The organism is Cellulophaga omnivescoria (assembly GCF_027915275.1).
Taxonomy (GTDB): Bacteria; Bacteroidota; Bacteroidia; order Flavobacteriales; family Flavobacteriaceae; genus Cellulophaga; species Cellulophaga omnivescoria.
On sequence record NZ_CP115819.1, the window covers coordinates 2,442,069 to 2,460,044 of the forward strand.

Annotated in this window: 22 protein-coding genes; 18 read left to right on the forward strand and 4 right to left on the reverse strand. The window is 32.2% G+C overall.

Going from position 1 to position 17,976, the window contains the following annotated elements; all coding sequences use genetic code 11:
• Positions 1 to 33: 33 nt before the first annotated feature.
• Positions 34 to 750, reverse strand: a complete 717-nt coding sequence (locus tag PBN93_RS10890) for a class I SAM-dependent methyltransferase (RefSeq protein ID WP_271080622.1) — start codon at positions 748 to 750, stop codon at positions 34 to 36.
• Positions 751 to 810: 60 nt separating this feature from the next.
• Between PBN93_RS10890 and PBN93_RS10895 the strand changes: the two genes are divergently transcribed.
• The 3 genes from PBN93_RS10895 (at position 811) to PBN93_RS10905 (ending at position 2,714) form a co-directional block, all read left to right on the forward strand.
• A complete protein-coding gene (locus tag PBN93_RS10895; RefSeq protein ID WP_271080623.1) occupies positions 811 to 1,326 on the forward strand; it encodes a DUF2059 domain-containing protein in 516 nt (171 codons plus the stop codon).
• Positions 1,326 to 1,820, forward strand: a complete 495-nt coding sequence (locus PBN93_RS10900; protein WP_271080624.1) for a YkgJ family cysteine cluster protein — start codon at positions 1,326 to 1,328, stop codon at positions 1,818 to 1,820. The genes PBN93_RS10895 and PBN93_RS10900 overlap by 1 nt, the downstream gene beginning before the upstream one ends.
• A 63-nt stretch (positions 1,821 to 1,883) precedes the next feature.
• Entirely contained in the window at positions 1,884 to 2,714 is an 831-nt protein-coding gene (locus PBN93_RS10905; protein WP_271080625.1) for a sterol desaturase family protein, read from the forward strand.
• On the opposite strand, the gene PBN93_RS10910 is transcribed toward PBN93_RS10905, so the two are convergent.
• Entirely contained in the window at positions 2,711 to 3,946 is a 1,236-nt protein-coding gene (locus PBN93_RS10910; protein WP_271080626.1) for an exo-beta-N-acetylmuramidase NamZ family protein, read from the reverse strand. The genes PBN93_RS10905 and PBN93_RS10910 overlap by 4 nt on opposite strands.
• A gap of 3 nt (positions 3,947 to 3,949) precedes the next feature.
• Here PBN93_RS10910 and PBN93_RS10915 point away from each other — a divergent pair, with 3 nt between their 5' ends.
• From PBN93_RS10915 to PBN93_RS10955, 9 genes are all read left to right on the forward strand, one after another.
• A complete protein-coding gene (locus PBN93_RS10915) occupies positions 3,950 to 5,191 on the forward strand; it encodes an ABC transporter permease (protein ID WP_077406657.1) in 1,242 nt (413 codons plus the stop codon).
• Between the two features lie 92 nt (positions 5,192 to 5,283).
• A complete protein-coding gene (locus PBN93_RS10920) occupies positions 5,284 to 6,264 on the forward strand; it encodes a PLP-dependent cysteine synthase family protein (protein ID WP_013621769.1) in 981 nt (326 codons plus the stop codon).
• Positions 6,265 to 6,276: 12 nt separating this feature from the next.
• A complete protein-coding gene (locus tag PBN93_RS10925; protein ID WP_271080627.1) occupies positions 6,277 to 6,864 on the forward strand; it encodes a sugar O-acetyltransferase in 588 nt (195 codons plus the stop codon).
• 27 nt (positions 6,865 to 6,891) lie between these two features.
• Complete coding sequence (locus PBN93_RS10930; protein WP_271080628.1) at positions 6,892 to 7,689, forward strand: aldose epimerase family protein; 798 nt, start codon at positions 6,892 to 6,894, stop codon at positions 7,687 to 7,689.
• Positions 7,690 to 7,731: 42 nt separating this feature from the next.
• The gene (locus PBN93_RS10935; protein WP_271080629.1) at positions 7,732 to 9,456 is read left to right on the forward strand and encodes a SulP family inorganic anion transporter; all 1,725 of its coding nucleotides are present in this window, start codon (positions 7,732 to 7,734) and stop codon (positions 9,454 to 9,456) included.
• Between the two features lie 65 nt (positions 9,457 to 9,521).
• Complete coding sequence (locus PBN93_RS10940) at positions 9,522 to 10,931, forward strand: MBL fold metallo-hydrolase (RefSeq protein WP_271080630.1); 1,410 nt, start codon at positions 9,522 to 9,524, stop codon at positions 10,929 to 10,931.
• Between the two features lie 187 nt (positions 10,932 to 11,118).
• Positions 11,119 to 12,168, forward strand: a complete 1,050-nt coding sequence (locus tag PBN93_RS10945) for a lactonase family protein (RefSeq protein WP_271080631.1) — start codon at positions 11,119 to 11,121, stop codon at positions 12,166 to 12,168.
• 84 nt (positions 12,169 to 12,252) lie between these two features.
• Positions 12,253 to 13,614, forward strand: coding sequence for an oxygen-independent coproporphyrinogen III oxidase (gene hemN / locus PBN93_RS10950; RefSeq protein WP_271080632.1), 1,362 nt, complete (start codon positions 12,253 to 12,255; stop codon positions 13,612 to 13,614).
• A gap of 22 nt (positions 13,615 to 13,636) precedes the next feature.
• Entirely contained in the window at positions 13,637 to 14,455 is an 819-nt protein-coding gene (locus PBN93_RS10955; protein ID WP_077406637.1) for a universal stress protein, read from the forward strand.
• 87 nt (positions 14,456 to 14,542) lie between these two features.
• Here the strand turns inward: PBN93_RS10955 and PBN93_RS10960 are convergent, their stop codons facing one another.
• Entirely contained in the window at positions 14,543 to 14,674 is a 132-nt protein-coding gene (locus PBN93_RS10960) for a hypothetical protein (protein WP_262487738.1), read from the reverse strand.
• Between the two features lie 90 nt (positions 14,675 to 14,764).
• Positions 14,765 to 14,941 carry a hypothetical protein gene (locus PBN93_RS10965; RefSeq protein ID WP_171974524.1) on the reverse strand — a complete coding sequence of 59 codons (177 nt, stop codon included), beginning with the start codon at positions 14,939 to 14,941 and terminating at the stop codon, positions 14,765 to 14,767.
• A 183-nt stretch (positions 14,942 to 15,124) separates the two neighbouring features.
• Here PBN93_RS10965 and PBN93_RS10970 point away from each other — a divergent pair, with 183 nt between their 5' ends.
• The 6 genes from PBN93_RS10970 (at position 15,125) to PBN93_RS10995 (ending at position 17,913) form a co-directional block, all read left to right on the forward strand.
• Entirely contained in the window at positions 15,125 to 15,454 is a 330-nt protein-coding gene (locus PBN93_RS10970) for a YtxH domain-containing protein (protein WP_271080633.1), read from the forward strand.
• On the forward strand, positions 15,455 to 15,802 hold the full coding sequence (locus PBN93_RS10975) for a hypothetical protein (RefSeq protein ID WP_271080634.1): 348 nt from the start codon (positions 15,455 to 15,457) through the stop codon (positions 15,800 to 15,802). It abuts the gene before it with no gap.
• Between the two features lie 10 nt (positions 15,803 to 15,812).
• Entirely contained in the window at positions 15,813 to 16,010 is a 198-nt protein-coding gene (locus PBN93_RS10980) for a hypothetical protein (protein WP_245799649.1), read from the forward strand.
• Positions 16,011 to 16,050: 40 nt separating this feature from the next.
• Entirely contained in the window at positions 16,051 to 16,368 is a 318-nt protein-coding gene (locus PBN93_RS10985; RefSeq protein ID WP_077406625.1) for a hypothetical protein, read from the forward strand.
• Between the two features lie 498 nt (positions 16,369 to 16,866).
• Positions 16,867 to 17,340, forward strand: a complete 474-nt coding sequence (locus tag PBN93_RS10990) for a hypothetical protein (protein WP_271080635.1) — start codon at positions 16,867 to 16,869, stop codon at positions 17,338 to 17,340.
• Positions 17,341 to 17,556: 216 nt separating this feature from the next.
• On the forward strand, positions 17,557 to 17,913 hold the full coding sequence (locus PBN93_RS10995) for a hypothetical protein (RefSeq protein WP_271080636.1): 357 nt from the start codon (positions 17,557 to 17,559) through the stop codon (positions 17,911 to 17,913).
• Positions 17,914 to 17,976: the final 63 nt, after the last annotated feature.

Here is a 17,976-nt window from a genome sequence, read left to right on the forward strand (position 1 = left end):
AACCCTATTAGCCAAACGTAATAATTTGTATTTCTATTGTTTAGCAACGGTAAGTTTAGCCAAATAGTCGTAATGTTCTCCTTCAACTATCAGTTCACAGTTAAAACCATTTATAATTGCAGCGCGTTGTAGTGTGTTGTAATCCAAATATAACCAAGGAAAAGTGTCGCTTTTTTCATTTTTGTATTGCATTTGGTAATCTACCTCTCCGTAATAATCTTTGCCAGGAGGAATCCAGTAGCCGCCATCCTCGTCTTCTTCAAACATATAAATAATATCACTAGAATCTAGTAGCAATTGTCCGTTTGTGTTTAATAGAGATTTTAGGTGCTGTAAATAATCACCTAATTTCTGCAATGTGCCAACTATACCAATACCATTCATTAGTAGTAAAAGAGTATCATACGTAGTGGTATTGTACTCTAGAATTTTGGCGTGTATTGTTTGCTTTATACCTCTTTTTTTACAAGTTTCTATAGCTCCTTTAGATGAATCTAAAGCTGTAACATCTATGTTTTTCTCTTGTAAATACAAACTATGGCTACCAGCGCCACAACCAATATCTAAAACCTTTCCTTTACTTAATATTAGTGCTTTTTGCTCTATAATTGGCATTTTTGCATAGTCTCTAAAAAGATATGGCACAGGAATTGTATCATCTTCAGAAATAGAGGAACGCGTTACAATGTCTTCTTTGTAAGTATTATTTAGATAGTCTAACATTGCGGCACCAAAAATATCGCTTCCCATTTTATTTGTATTTTAGCCAACAAAAGTGGCATTTTTTAACAACAATAGAAAGTATTTTATATGAAACAACTTGGAATTGCATTGGTTTTAGTTTTTTTTATTACGGCAAATGGTATGGCCCAAACACAAAAAGATAAAAGTTTAGTAGCAACCTATTTACAAGCTAACGGTTCTGCAGCACAATACGAGTATGCATACGATCAATTGTTAGTAATGCTTACTAAAAACCATCCAAAAACGGGTAATAATGCAGATGCTTACAAATATCTAAATGATAATAAAAGTAAAGCTGTTAGTGAAATTTTAACTGATTTAGAAGCGGTTTACACAAAACATTTTACTCAAGATGATATAAAAGAAATGTTAGGCTTTTACAGAGGCGAGACTGCAAAGCAAATGCTTGCCGATAGAACAAAAATGACAGAAGAACAAAAGCAAGAGCTTAATGCTTATTATAATTCTGAAGTAGGAAAAAAAATAATATCTAAACAGCAAGTTCTTAGTAAAGAAATTGGAGCTGCTTCTGAAGCTTGGAGTAGAGATTTGTATGAAACAGCTATGAGTTTATTAAAATAATGGAAGAGGTTTTAAAAGAACTACCCAAAAAGGCAAAAGAGAAACAAAACGAGAATAAAAAGTTTTTTACAAGGCTTAAAAAAAAGCCGCCTAAAAACTTAGACTATGTAATGCAAGAGCTTCATGAAGAGGAGTTTACTAAAACAGATTGCCTTACTTGTGCTAATTGTTGTAAAACTACGGGGCCTTTGTTTACTAATGCAGATGTAGAGCGTATTGCAAAATTTTTTAGGCAAAAACCACAACAGTTTATACAAAATTATTTACGTGTAGATGAAGATAATGATTATGTGCTGCAAAGCGTACCCTGTACTTTTTTAGGTTCAGATAATTATTGCTCTATTTATGATGTAAGACCAAAGGCGTGCAGAGAATTTCCGCATACAGACCGTAAAAAGTTTCAGCAAATAAGTAATTTAACTTTAAAAAATGTTGCTATTTGTCCGGCTGCATATAACATTGTAGAAGAAATGAAAAAGAAAATTAAAGTATAATATTTTTAATTTTTTATAAAAACCGTTAACCAAAAAGTTAACGGTTTTTTTTATATTTAGAAGATGGAAAGTATAGTTACGTATTTTGAAAACATACCATCTGCTCACCGCAGCCTAATTTTAGTTGGTGGTATAACATTTTTTTGGCTTTTAGAGGGTGTTTTACCGCTACAACGATTTACGTACAAAAAATGGCGACACGCATTGCCTAATATATTTTTTACGTTTACTACTGTTGTAATAAATTTTTTACTAGCATTTTTATTACTTAAAACAAGTGATTGGACTGTTGTAAATAACTTTGGTATTATAAATTGGTTACCACAAATGCCTTTATGGTTGTATGTTACAATAGGTGTAATGTTACTAGATTTTTTTGGCGCTTACCTAGCACATTTTACAGAGCATAAAGTAAAACCGTTGTGGATGGTACATTTGGTTCACCATACAGACCATAATGTAGATACTACTACAGCAAACAGGCACCACCCGTTAGAGAGCGTAATACGTTTTATGTTTACTTTAGCAGGTGTTTTTATTGTTGGTGCACCAATGGGTGTTGTAATGTTATATCAATCTTTATCATTAGTTGCTACACAATTTGGACACGCAAACATTAAACTACCTAAAAAGGTAGATGCTTTTATTAGTTATTTTTTAGTATCTCCAGATATGCACAAAGTACATCATCATTATGTTTTGCCTTATACCGACTCTAATTACGGCAACATTTTTTCAGTTTGGGATAGGTTGTTTGGTACATTTATGAAATTAGATCGTGATAGTATTGTATATGGTGTAGATACTTTTCCAGATGAGGTAGAGAATGCAAGTATAAAAGGGCTGCTAAAGCAACCCTTTCATAAATATAGGAAACCTACAACTAATACTTAGTTGTACAAAAGGTATTTAGCTCTTATCTTTTTAAATTCTTCAATAGCTGGTTGCCAAGTTTTTTTAATTTCTGTTTCAGACATACCAGATTCTATTTGTTTTTGTAATTTATCTGTACCAGCGTGTTTTGTAAATCCGTTTGTTAAAAATACGTTGCTTTTATCGGTGCTATTTTCATAAGCATCTATAATCCATTTTAATGTCATACTGTTCATTCTTTCAGATTTAGACAAGTCATTACCATAACATAGTTTTCCTTTGTGTTTTGGGTTTTTAGATCCAAAATTTGGTTGCGGAGTATAAGTAAAACCATATTTTGTACTGTCTAAAAAAGGAGCTCCATAACGCTGAAACTGAAACTCTGTACCACGGCCAGCGTTAATGTTCATACCTTCAAACAAACCTAAACTAGGGTAAAGTGTAATTGCAGTATTGTTTGGCAGGTTTGGAGAAGGTCTAATAGGTAAAATGTAATCACTAGTATGCTCGTAATTGTCAAGTTTTATTACGGTTAAATCTGTTTTTTTATCGCCATTTAACCAACCCTCTTCATTTATCATTGTTGCATATTCTGCAATTGTCATTCCGTATACTAAAGGAATATTTGTCATTCCTAAAAAACCTTTATGTTCTGTTTCCATTGTTGGGCCGTCTACATAATGCCCGTTTGGGTTTGGTCTGTCTAGCACAACAACTTTAATATTGTTTTCTGCGCAAGCTTCCATAACCAATTGCAAGGTTGCTATATAGGTATAAAAGCGTACGCCAACATCTTGTATATCAAAAAGCACCACATCAATATCTTTTAATTGTGTATTATTTGGCTTTCTATTTTTACCGTATAAAGATATTAAGGGCAAACCTGTTTTAGTATCTACACCATCTTTTACGTGTTCACCAGCATCAACCTTGCCTCTAAAACCGTGTTCTGGGGCAAATACTTTTTTAATGTCTACTTTTAATGTCTGTAGTGAGTCTACCAGATGAGTATACGTGCTGTCCGTTTTAAAAATAACACTAGTTTGGTTGGCAACAATAGCAACTCTTTTACCCTTTAATAACGATAAATAGCTATTTGTTTTATTAGCAGCTACAACAATTTTTTTGGGAGTACTAACTTCTATTTTTTCTTCTACTTTTGCTGTAAAATTAGCTTTTGGGGCGTTTCCACAAGCAGATAGTATTAAAAACCATAATAAAACTGTACTTTTGAAACCGGATAAAATTGCCATAAATTGAACTTAGAATTTTTTATTACTAAACGCCTAATTAAAGGTAAAGAGAATAAAAGTAGTATATCTGCGCCAATAATAAAAATTGCTATTGTAGCAATTGCATTGAGCGTAATTATGATGCTTTTTGCTATTGCTACAGGAGACGGACTAAAAGAGAAAGTAAGAGAAAAAGTAGCTGCTTTTAATGGGCATATTCAAATTTTTAATTACGACAATAACACCTCAGATGTGTCTGTTGTTCCCGTATCTATACATCAAAAATTTTATCCAGAATTTACATCTGTTAGTGGTATAACGCATATACAAGCAATTGCAAATAAAGGCGGAATAATTATTACGGATGATACTTTTGAAGGTATTATAGCAAAGGGAGTTGGAAAAGATTATAATTGGGATGTTTTTAAAGAGTACTTGGTTGCTGGTAAACTACCTAATTATAAAGATAAATTAAATGAAGAAGTGTTAATTTCTTCATTAATTGCTAATAGGTTACAACTAAAAGTAGGAGACAAGTTTTCTACCTTCTTTTTAAAAGATAATAATCCTTCACAAACACCAAACCGAAGAAACTTCACTATTGTTGGTTTGTATGATAGTGGTTTTGAAGAATTTGATGGTACTTATGTTTTTGTAGATATACGCCACATACAGCGTATAAACAAATGGGATAAAAACCAAGTGGGTAGTTTTGAGGTCTTTTTAAATAGTTTTGATGCTATAGATGCTAAAAGTAAAGAAATATACGGAGCTACAGTTTCTACATTAGACTCTAGCAATATAAAAGATAAGTACCGTAGTATTTTTGAGTGGATAGGTTTGTTTGATTTTAATGTGGCACTTATTATTGGTATTATGATAATTGTTGGCGGTATTAATATGATAACTGCTCTGTTGGTTTTAATTTTAGAGCGCACACAAATGATAGGTATTTTAAAAGCTCTTGGCGCAGCAAATTGGAGTGTGCGTAAAGTGTTTTTATACAATGCAGTTTATTTAATTGCAATTGGTTTATTTTGGGGTAACTTAATTGGTTTGGGACTGCTATGGCTGCAGAGTAAATTTAAGTTTTTAACTTTTGCAGACCCAAAAGAATATTATATAGAGTATATACCTGTACATATTAATGTTGTAACTGTATTACTACTAAACATAGGTGTAATGTTACTTTGTTTACTTATGTTGTTATTACCATCTTACATAATTACTAGAATTAGCCCAGTTAAATCTATTAAGTTTGAGTAGGCTAACAACTTACATAATCTAACAATAACCTCGGGTTTAGTTATTTTTCTATATCATTAATTTATCTTTGCAGGTAAATAGAAATTATTTAAATGAATTACGCAGAGAATATTTTAGAGACTATTGGTAACACACCGCTAGTTAAATTAAATAAACTAACAGAAGAATTACCTTGTTTGGTATTGTCTAAATACGAAACTTTTAATCCTGGGAATTCTGTAAAAGACCGTATGGCTTTACAGATGATTGAAGATGCAGAGGCAGACGGAAGGCTTAAACCAGGCGGAACTATTATAGAAGGTACTTCTGGTAATACAGGAATGGGCCTGGCATTGGCAGCTATTATAAAAGGATACAAATGTATTTTTGTAATGGCAGACAAACAGTCTAAAGAAAAGGTAGATATTTTAAAAGCAGTAGGTGCAGAGGTTGTTGTTTGCCCTACAGCGGTAGAGCCAGAGGATCCACGCTCATATTACTCTGTTTCTAAACGTTTGGGAGAAGAAATACCAAATTCATGGTATGTAAATCAATATGACAATCCGTCTAACGCAAAAGCACACTTTTTAAGTACGGGTCCAGAAATTTGGGAGCAAACAGAAGGTAAAATAACACATTTTGTTGTTGGTGTTGGTACTGGTGGTACTATATCTGGTGTTGGTAAATACTTAAAATCTAAAAATCCTAATGTAAAAGTTTGGGGTGTAGATACCTATGGTTCTGTATTTAAAAAATATCATGAGACTGGTGAGTTTGATGAAAATGAGATTTACCCGTACATAACAGAAGGTATTGGTGAAGATATTTTACCTAAAAATGTAGACTTTAGTATTATTGATGGTTTTACAAAAGTAACCGATAAAGATGCTGCTGTTTACACACAACGCTTGGCTAAAGAAGAAGGTATGTTTTTAGGCAATAGTGCAGGTGCAGCCATTAAAGGTGTGTTACAATTAAAAGAACATTTTACAAAAGATGATGTTGTAGTAGTACTTTTTCATGACCACGGAAGTAGGTATGTTGGTAAAATGTTTAATGATGATTGGATGAGGGAGCAAAACTTTATAGAATAAATAGTAGTGCCTATGCAGAGTGAAAAAGATAAAATGCTTTCTGGTAAGCCGTATTCTCCTTATAACAAACAATTAGCAGCAGAGCGCTTAAAAGCAAAAGATATTGTTTTTAATTTTAACTCTCGCAGACCCACACAACTAAAAGAACAAAAGCAAGACCTAATTTTGCTTTTAGGAAAAACACCTAAGCGGTTCTATATAGAGCCGCCTTTTAGGTGTGATTATGGTTATAATATAGAACTTGGCGCTAACTTTTTTGCTAATTATAACCTTACTATATTAGATTGTGCTAAAGTTGCCATAGGAGACAACGTAATGTTGGGTCCTAATGTTGCAATATATACTGCAACACATCCTATACACCATACTATTAGAAACAAACATTATGAGCACGCTTTGCCAATAACTATAGGTAATAATGTTTGGATTGGTGGCAACGTGGTTATAAATCCAGGTGTAACTATAGGAGATAACAGTGTTATTGGTTCTGGTAGTGTAATAACCAAAAATATACCTAGTAATGTTATTGCAGTAGGTAATCCTTGTGTTGTAAAAAGACAAATTACAGAAGAAGATAAAGTCTATTTTGATATAAAATAGTAACTTGTGTGCTATAATTTGTTTAGCATGATAACACTTAAATTAGCAAACCAAACCGTTAAGATTGATAAAGGTGAACTGGTAAATTACATTGTTAACGATGTAGAATTTATACACCAAAAGGGAGATCCGGGATGGCGTAATACAGATACAGAAATGTTTCCTATAATTGGGCCTACTGCAGAAGCAAATTTTAAAGTACAGACGCCCAAAGGAGATGCTGTTCAAGACCAACATGGTTTATTAAGAGAGTTAGCATATACACTGGTAGAAAATAGTACTAATACAGCAATTTTTAAAAAGGAGTATAAGGCCAATACCAAAGTAACCAATTCTAAATATCCAAATAAATCTACCGTAAGTGAATTGTACTGGCCATATGATTTTCAATTTGAAAAAAAATACCAACTTACCAACACTGGTTTAAAAATTACATTTACAATTACAGCAGAAGAAGGTATGCCGTATATGTTAGGGTATCATCCAGCTTTTAAAACAGAAAGTATTACTACGCAAATTAGTTACGGAGAAAATATTAAAACTAGTGTACAAGATATAAAAGCTGCAGGTAGTGTGGCTTATCCTTTAAGAGATGTTACTAAGGCAGAACTACAAAATACAAATACTATTACTATAAAAACCCAAGGTTTTAAAGAGTTAATGTTATGGACAGAGGTAGACACTATGTTATGTATAGAGCCTATTACATTTTATCCTTATGATGTTGCACAAAACAAATTATTTAAAGGGTTTAGCCATTTAGGTAACTTGCCAGCAGAATATAAAGTGTTTTTAACACCTTCTAATTTGTCACCCTTTTTTTAATATCATATTTATACTATAAAACAATAACTGTAAATTTGCCTAATGCATAATTTTTTTCCAATACTTACTTGGCTTAAAACCTATAAAAAAGGAGATTTTATAAAAGATTTACTTGCTGGTTTTACGGTGGGTATTATTTTAATTCCGCAAGGTATGGCATATGCTATGATAGCTGGTTTACCACCTGTATATGGTTTGTATGCAGCCTTGTTTCCTACCTTAATGTATGTTTTTTTAGGAACATCTAGGCAGTTGGCTGTTGGGCCCGTTGCTATGGATTCTTTATTGGTTGCAGCCGGTTTAGGAGCTTTGTCACTTACCACCACAGAAGATTATATTGCAATGGCAATTGTACTTGCTTTTTTGGTTGGTGCTACTCAGTTTCTGCTAGGACTTTTTAGAATGGGTTTTTTAGTAAACTTTATGTCTAAACCTGTAATTAGTGGTTTTACATCTGGTGCAGCAATAATAATTATGTTTAGTCAGCTTAAACATTTACTAGGTGCAAATATAGAGGGCAGTAGCAAATTTGTAACGCTAATAAAAAATGTATTTGCAAAAGTAGCAGAAACCAATATGTACGACTTTGCTATTGGTATGGTTGGTATACTTATAATTGTGGTAGTAAAAAAAATAAATAAAAAAATACCGTCTATTTTATTTGTAGTTGTATTGGGTATTTTGGCTGTTTACTTTTTAAAATTAGAGCAATACGGCGTAAAAATAGTAGGTGCAATTCCAGATGGTTTACCTTCATTTGGTGTACCTAACATAAATATAAAAAACATATTAGATATTTGGCCAATTGCCATTACTTTGGCTTTAGTTGGGTATTTAGAGGCAATATCTATAGGTAAAGCTCTAGAAGAAAAAACAGGAGAAGAAACTATAAATCCAAACCAGGAGTTAATAGCTATTGGATCTGCAAATATGGTAGGTTCTTTTTTTAAATCTTTTCCGGTTACTGCAAGTTTTTCTAGGTCTGCTATAAATTATGAGGCAGGAGCAAAAACAAATTTAGCATCACTTTTTAGTGTAATAATGGTAGTGGTGGTGTTATTATTTTTAACACCATTATTTTTCTATCTACCTAAAGCAGTATTGGCATCTATAATTATGGTATCTGTATTTGGTTTAATAGACGTAGCTTACCCCAAAGAACTATGGAAACACCGTAAAGACGAGTTTTTAGTATTGTTAGCAACATTTATTTGTACGGTTTTTATAGGTATTAAAGAAGGTATTTTGGTAGGCGTTTTATTTTCATTATTACTAATGGTCTACAGAACATCTAAACCACATTTTGCGGTTTTAGGTAATGTAGAGGGAACAGATTATTACAAAAATGTAAGTAGGTTTGGTACAGAAGTAATTACCAGAGAAGATTTATTAATTGTTAGGTTTGATGCACAATTGTACTTTGGTAATGCAAGCTATTTTAAAACAGAATTGTACAAACACATACATAAAAAAGGAGCCGCTTTAAAAGGTGTAATATTAAATGCCGAAGCTATAAATTATATAGACTCTAGTGCAGCACAAATGCTAGAAAAAGTAATAAAAGAAATTCACGAAAAAAATATACAGTTTTATGTTGCTGGTGCAATTGGCCCTGCAAGAGACATTATTTTTACAAGCGGAATTATAACGGAGTTGCACAGAGAGTTTTTGTTTGTAAAAACATCTGAAGCAGTAACGTATTTTGATGAGCCTAAAGAAATATCTATACTAAGAGCCAAGGTTGCACATCAAAAAAACTTTAACTGATAAATATCAGTAACTAAAAAAAATAATTAACGTAGTTTTACGCGTTTACAAAATTGAAATAGACTATGAATATAGAACAGATTTATACAGGATGTTTAGCACAAGGTGCCTACTATATAGAGAGTAATGGAGAGGTGGCAATTATAGATCCGTTAAGAGAAATAGATCCTTATATAAAAAGAGCAACAGCAGATAATGCTACAATAAAATATATTTTTGAAACCCATTTTCATGCAGACTTTGTTAGCGGACACCTTTCGTTATCTAAAGCTACTGGTGCACCAATAGTTTTTGGACCAAATGCAAATACTGGTTTTGATGCCCTTATAGCAGAAGACTTACAAGAGTTTAAAGTAGGTAATGTAACTATAGTTGTATTGCACACACCAGGACACACTATGGAGAGTACAACGTATTTACTACGTGATGAAAACGGTAAAGACCACGCTATTTTTTCTGGTGATACATTGTTTTTAGGAGATGTGGGAAGACCAGATTTAGCCCAAAAAGCTGGTGAAATTACAGAAAAAGATTTAGCAGGTTTTTTGTTTGATAGTTTACGTAACAAAATTATGCCATTAGCAGATGATGTTATTGTGTACCCAGCTCACGGTGCAGGGTCGGCTTGTGGTAAAAATATGATGAAAGAAACCGTAGACTCATTAGGCAACCAAAAGAGAATGAATTACGCCCTACGTGCAGATATGACTAAGGAAGAATTTATAAAAGAGGTTACAGATGGTTTAGCACCACCTCCAAAATACTTTCCGCTTAATGTAAAAATGAATAAAGAGGGGTATGATGATATAGCTGTTGTGCAGGAAAGAGGTACAAGACCACTATCACCAGAAGAGTTAGAGGTTGTAGCAAATGAAACTAATGCAATTGTTTTAGATGTTAGGCATCAAAATGAATATGTAAAAGAACACATACCAAGGTCTATTTTTATTGGTCTTAACGGTAGTTTTGCTCCTTGGGTTGGTGCTTTAATAGCAGATGTTAAGCAACCTATTGTTTTGGTTGTACCAGAGGGACTAGAAAAGGAAGCAATTACACGTTTATCTCGTGTTGGTTTTGATAATACTATTGGTTATTTAAAAGGTGGTATAGATGCCTGGAAAGCTGCGGGTAAAGAAGTAGATAGTTTACGTTCTATTTCTGCTACCGAAGCAAAAAAAGAAATAATAGAAAAAAATGCACCTGTTTTTGATGTTCGTAAAGTAGGCGAGTACCAGTCAGAGCATTTAGTAGATGTTACAAGTACGCCATTAAGTATGCTAAACAACCATTTAGCAGAGTTTCCTAAAGAAGAAACTTTTTATATACACTGTGCTGGTGGTTACAGATCTGTAATAGCTGCATCAATCTTAAAAAGTAGAGGAATTCATAATTTGGTAGACATAGCAGGTGGTTTTGCAGCTATGCGTAAAGCAGATATGAATATAACAAAATATGTTTGTCCATCTACTTTATAGTAACTGTATAATATAAATTACAAAAGGTTAAAACAGTTTGGTACTTACCAGCTTGTTTTAGCCTTTTTTTTTATTAAAAACTCTATTATACAGGTTTTACAAATACTGTTGTAAATTTAAAGTAGCATATAAAGTAATGTTATTCTTTTATTTGTAATTTGTGTTTTAAATAACTAGCATTTAAATTATGATTGTATTGGTTGGTGGTTACACCCAAAAAATGTCTGAAACCCTAATTGGGAAAAGTAAAGGTATTTACATTTTAAAATGGAATGAAAACACTGGTACTACTACAGAAATAGGACATTTACCGCTTAAAAACCCAAGCTATTTTGCGTATAATGATAAAAACAATTGTTTGTATGTTATTGAAGAAATTGCTTATGAAGATACACCAAAACTAAAAGTATTTAAACACAACGGTAATGGTAGTTATACATTTATAGATGAAAAATACATACACGGCGCATACCCTTGCCACATAGCCATATCACCAAATGGTAAAGAAGTTGCTGTTGCCAATTATGGTACAGGAAATGCTGAGGTGTATGCCATACAGAAAAACGGTTTTGTGCAAAATGCTCAAATTTTACAACATACCGGTAAAGGAGTAAACCCAGGCAGACAAGAAGGGCCGCACGCACATATGTGCTTGTACAATAAAAACAGAATGTATGTAACAGACCTAGGTTTAGATGCTGTTAAAACCTATGAAAAAGGTAGCAATACTGGTTTTATGAACAGGGCTAATTTAAATTTTAAAGTAGCTGCCGGTAGCGGAGCAAGGCATTGTGTTTTTCATCCTAAAAAAGAGTTTGTGTATGTGTTAACCGAGATGTTTGGTACTGTAAGTGTATTTACAACTAAAGACAGTAGTTTGTTGCAAACCATAAAATTGTTACCAGAATCGTTTACAGGTCTGCCAGGTGCGGCAGCCATTAGAATAAGTGATAACGGAAAATTTTTATACGCATCAGAAAGAACCACTAGTCAAATTATAGTTTTTAAGGTAGATAAAAAAACGGGAGAATTAACATTGGTAGAGCGTGTAGATGCAAATAGTATAACACCAAGAGATTTTAACTTGTCTCCGTCTGAAGATTGGTTGCTGGTTGCAGGCCAAAGCTCTAATGATGTAAGTGTCTTTAAAAGAAATAAAGATGCAGGTACGTTAACCCTATCACACCAAATAAAAGACATAAATACCCCAACGTGCATAGTTTGGCATAAAGCCTAAATTGTATTTTTTTGGTAGTATGACATTTGTCATAGTTATAGCATAAAATAGCCTGTATTTTTACCTTAAAAATACGCTATACAAATGTGCAATTTAGTTCAGAAATACAATATTCCAGGTCCACGTTATACAAGTTACCCAACCGTTCCGTATTGGAATATTAACACGTTCTCTGGTAAGGAGTGGGAGCGTACCTTAATTAAATCTTTTAAAGAAAGTAATGCTACAGAAGGCATAAGTTTGTACATACACTTACCTTTTTGCGAAAGTCTTTGTACGTTTTGTGGTTGCCATAAACGCATTACCAAAAGGCATGAAGTAGAAACACCTTATATACAAGCAGTATTAAAAGAGTGGCAATTGTATTGCAATATGTTACCAGAAAAACCAATTGTTAAAGAGTTGCATTTGGGTGGTGGCACACCAACATTTTTTACGCCAGAAAACTTACAGGCACTTATAAATGGTATTTTTAGAAAAGCAGAACGCGCAGCAGATTACGAGTTTAGTTTTGAAGGCCACCCAAACAACACTACTAAAGAACATTTACAAGCACTATACAATGTAGGTTTTAGACGTGTAAGTTATGGCGTGCAAGATTATAACAGTACTGTGCAAAAAGCCATAAACAGAGTACAGCCTTTTAGTAACGTAAAAAACGTAACACAATGGGCACGGGAAATAGGGTATACCTCTGTTGGGCACGATATTATTTTTGGATTACCACACCAAACTTTAGAACACGTAGAAGAAACCATTTTAAAAACAAAAGAATTGCTGCCAGATAGGTTGGCTTTTTACAGTTACGCACACGTACCGTGGTTAAAAGGTAATGGGCAACGTGGTTATAAAGATGAAGATTTACCAACTGCAACACAAAAAAGAGAGCAATATCAAAAAGGAAAAGCCTTACTAGAAAAAGTAGGTTATAAAGAAATTGGTATGGATCATTTTGCCCTAGAGAATGATAGTTTATACCAGTCTATGGTAACTAATAATTTACATAGAAATTTTATGGGGTATACACCATCTAAAACACAAGTAATGATAGGTTTAGGTGTTTCTAGTATTAGTGATAGTTGGTATAGTTTTGCGCAAAATGTTAAAAGTTTAGAAGAATACAATCATTTAGTATTTAATAATATAATTCCTATTTATAGAGGACACATTTTAACACAAGAAGATGTTGTAATTAGAAAACATATTTTAAATTTGATGTGTAGGTTAGAAACTTCTTGGAGTAACAAAAATGAAGAATTTGCACAACTAAGCGAAACTTTAGACAAGTTACAAGAAATGAAGAATGATGGTCTTATAGAAATTTCTTCTACAAAGCTAACTGTATTAGATAAAGGCAGGCCTTTTATTAGAAATATATGTATGGCTTTTGATGTGTTACTACATCAAAAAACACCGCAGACAAGACTATTTTCAATGACAATTTAATTATAAACTTTAAATTTTACGCATGAAAAAAATAATAGTACCTGTAGATTTTTCAGATCAATCTAATAAAGCATTAAAAGTTGCTGCATCTTTAGCTAGTAAGCAAAACGCAGAGCTTGTAGTTTTGCATATGTTAGAGCTAAATGCAGTAATGATTTCTTCTGAAGGATTACCACAAGAGCAAGTTGTATTTTTATTAAAACTTACAGAAAAAAGATTCTCAGAATTTTTAGACAAACCATTTTTAAAAGATATAACAGTAACACCAATAATAAAACACTACAAAGTATTTAGTGAGGTTAATGAGGTTGCAGAAGAGCACAAAGCAGACTTAATTGTTATGGGCTCCCACGGTGTAGATGGTTTAGAAGAAATTTTTATAGGTAGCAATACAGAGCGTGTAGTACGTAATGCAACAGTGCCAGTTTTGGTAATTAAAGACGATATTGAAGATTTTACAGTAAACTCTATAGTTTTTGCGTCTAGTTTTAATGAAGACAACATACCAGCTTTTCATAAAGTAAAAAGTTTTGCCAACCTTTTAGGAGCCAAAATAAACTACGTGTACATAAATACACCAGGTGATAATTTTTTAAGCACAGAAGATGCCTATACCAGAATAGCACAGTTTATATCTAAAACCAATGCCGGTATAGAAGTAGAAATTTATAACGACTATACTGTAGAAAAAGGAATTTTAAATTATAGCAATACAACAAATGCAGATTTAATAGCCATATCTACACACGGCAGAAAAGGCTTATCTCACTTTTTTATGGGTAGCATAGGAGAAGATGTTGCCAACCACGCCACCATACCCGTAGTAACATTTAAAATATAAACATAAAAAAAAGCAGGTTTTAAAAACCTGCTTTTTCATTTCAACCAAACATGTAATCAATTATTACAACTAACCATTAACCACGTATTATTCTTTTTTTTTAGTACTATTCATTAAAAAACCTACAACTATTGCTACTAGTACAATACATACTAGTGCAAAAATGGCAATCATTATTTTACCATTGTTTAAATTAGATAATATTATAGATAATTTCATTTTTTGTTGGTGTATTTATGTTTTATACCGTAAAGATATTGGCTAAAACCCAACTATAATATGATAATTGTCAGTCTAATAAAAAAAACATTACAATTCTGTTCCTGTGCTAAAAACAGCAATAGACAATAATATTAATGCTGCAATTACAATTACAAATGCCACTATAGTAATGGTATTGTTCTGAAATAAGTAGTTGCTAGTTTTTTTGTCTTCTTCTTTCATAAACTTAATATCTTCTTCTCCTTGTTTTAAATCTCTTTTCATTGTTATAGTTTTTAGTGTGTGTGTACAAGTATACAAGAATGGCAAACAAAATAGTATCGCAAAAAAAAATAAAACTAACGCAAATGCTTTATGGTAAATGAGTTAAGGATAATATCATTTGCGGCAATGTAACGCCTAAAGTTTTCTGAAATTTGTAAAACAAACAAATAAAATATAAAAATTATGAGCAATAACAGTAACACATTATTAGGAGTATTAGCAGGAACCGCAGTAGGAGCAACATTAGGAATTTTGTTTGCGCCAGACAAAGGAATTAATACCAGAAGAAAATTGGTAGACGAAGCTGTAGCAACAAAAGAGACTATTGCAGAAAGCGCATTAGACTTAAGAAACACAGTAGCTGCAACAGTAGCAACTAATAAAGAAACTTTGGACACTAAAATTGAAAACTTAGTATCTGATGCTAGCTATAAAGCAGACGATGTAATTAACCAATTAGAAGGTAAATTAAAAGAGTTAAAGGCTAAAAACAAAAAATTACAAAAGTCATAAATGAGTGTAATTAACTCCATAGACAAAACGGCAACAGAAGCCGCAGCGGCCGGAAAACAATACGTAGAAGTATCTAAAAAATACTACCAGTTAAAAGTTTTTCAGCAGTTAACAAGTACATCATCCTACGTGGTAAAAACAGTTATTATAGGAGGCCTACTATTGTTAGCATTTTTGTTTATGGCAATTGGCGCTGCATTGGCTTTAGGAGACTTGTTTAATAATATACCATTAGGGTATTTGGCAGTAGGAGGTATTTTTATACTGTTGGGCTTGTTGGTATATGGTAGAAGAACATTTATAGATAAAATATTAATTAAAAATATGTCTAAAACATATTTTGATTAAACCACAAACTATGCAATACACATCATTTAAGCAAATAGAGCTAGATTTGAAAAGGCTTAGTTTAGAAAGGCAAATACTAGTAGAAGAGCTAAAAGCACAAAAACACCAAGTTGCAGAAGACTTAAAACCTTACAACTGGTTTGGCTGGGCTTATAAATTAGCCCGTAAATACGGAGCACTACTAGTAATTAAAAAAATTTTTAAATAAGCATCTGCCTATTTTTTAATCACAAAAACACACACAAACTATGAGTAATGAATATGCAAAAAACGAAAGAGATAACATAGAAAAATACCAAAGCCAAGGTTACACCAGTAACTTTAGCGTGGTAGATGGCAAATTGGTAGACGTTGCAGAGAAAACCAAATACACGCCACAACAAGTTTTTGTGGTAGAAGAACACAGGTATGAGGGTATGAGTAACCCGTCTGATATGTCTATACTATACGTTATAAAAACAGAAGACAACAATAAAGGCACAGCCTTAATAGGTTATGGTCCAACGGGTAATTTAAATGCTGCAGAGTTTTTTAAAAACATACCCAAAGAAAATTACAACAGTTAAACTGTTCCCCAAAACAGCCCTATATATATGTAAAAAGCAATACTATTTTTAGTGTTGCTTTTTTTGTAAATAAAGCATTTTGTGCCATTTACCACTAAAAACATACCATTGGTAAAGTATTTTGCTACAACCATACATATGTTTAGTTAAGATATAAATTTAGATTGTAACTTGTAGGAAAATTAGTAAATTTAATTAGTTGGTTTTAAATTGTAATTGTAAGAGACGAGACTGTTCCCCAAAAGAACCTCTCTTTTAAAAAGAGCAGCACTATTTTTAGTGTTGCTTTTTTGTTTTGCAGCACATTACCATTAAAAATATACCATTGGTAAACTATTTTAGGGCAATTATACATTTACATAATTACAATAAAAAAATAATTATAAATTGTGAGAAAAAATAACAACGGTAAACATAATACATGCGTTTATACAGCCATATTGACGTAATAAACGCCATAATTAGAGTTTATTTGTAGTTACCATTAATTAGAAAAAAATGACCAAAGCGATAATAATAGTCTTTCTGATATTTTCGATACTTAGTTGTACTGATAAAAATCAAAACGAAAGCACAACCGCTAAATTGGAATATTTGAAATCCGAAAATGATAGTTTACGGAAAATTGTAGCAGATATTAATACAAAATATGTGTTTGACAGCATTACAATAAGAGATATTCCAAGTTATAAGAATACATATGAACTGAATTCTAAAGTGAGTGGCGAAATAGTATTCGTAGGTTATAACATTAATAAGAAAACGAATGTAATTTTTGTTGATAGTTCTTCTTATAATCCAAAAAAACTCTACAACCCCGATACTCTTAAATTGAATAACGGTGGATTTTTTTATGAAACTGACTTAAATGCTGACCGAATATATCTCAAGGGTATTATAGAAACACAAGGCGAATATGGAAAAGGATATGAAGGATTTTATAATACCGTAATCGGAACGAATAAAAACTAATGGTAACAAGGTGTATAAAACATAGCTAATAAAGGCTAAACCGAAAGGTTTGTGTATATTTAGAATGTCCGCCAAATTTTTAATTTGGCTTTTAAAATGAGAAAAATTAAAAACAAAATATAAAAATTCGACTCTGTGTTTATCCGAAAAGGTAGTGTCTTTTTACACGCTACGTTTCATACACAAGACCGTTGTAGTTAATTAAGACAAGCTGAAATGAGTTACGATTTAGATTTTTGGAAATATAAAAAAGATATCTATTTAGATAATCAAGAGACTTATGAAAAATGCTCAGATGAACAGATAGTAGAAGGTCTAGAAGATTTACCGATTGAATTAATTCTAAAAGATATTCAGGATGAATTCATTACTTGGAAAATGGAAGATAGTAATATTGATTTTGAAAATCCCGTAGGAAAAGGTGCATTTCAAATATTTAATACAAAACAATTTGTTCGATTTGACTGTTACGGAATGGAAGGAGAAGATATGAATCGAATAATTGAAGTGATGGTTAAATATGAATGTCCTCTTTATGACCCTCAAGTTACACAACGATACGATGGAAAATAAACTAACTAAAAAAAGGTGTATAAAACATAGCTAATAAGTGCTAAACCGAAAGGTTTTTCTATA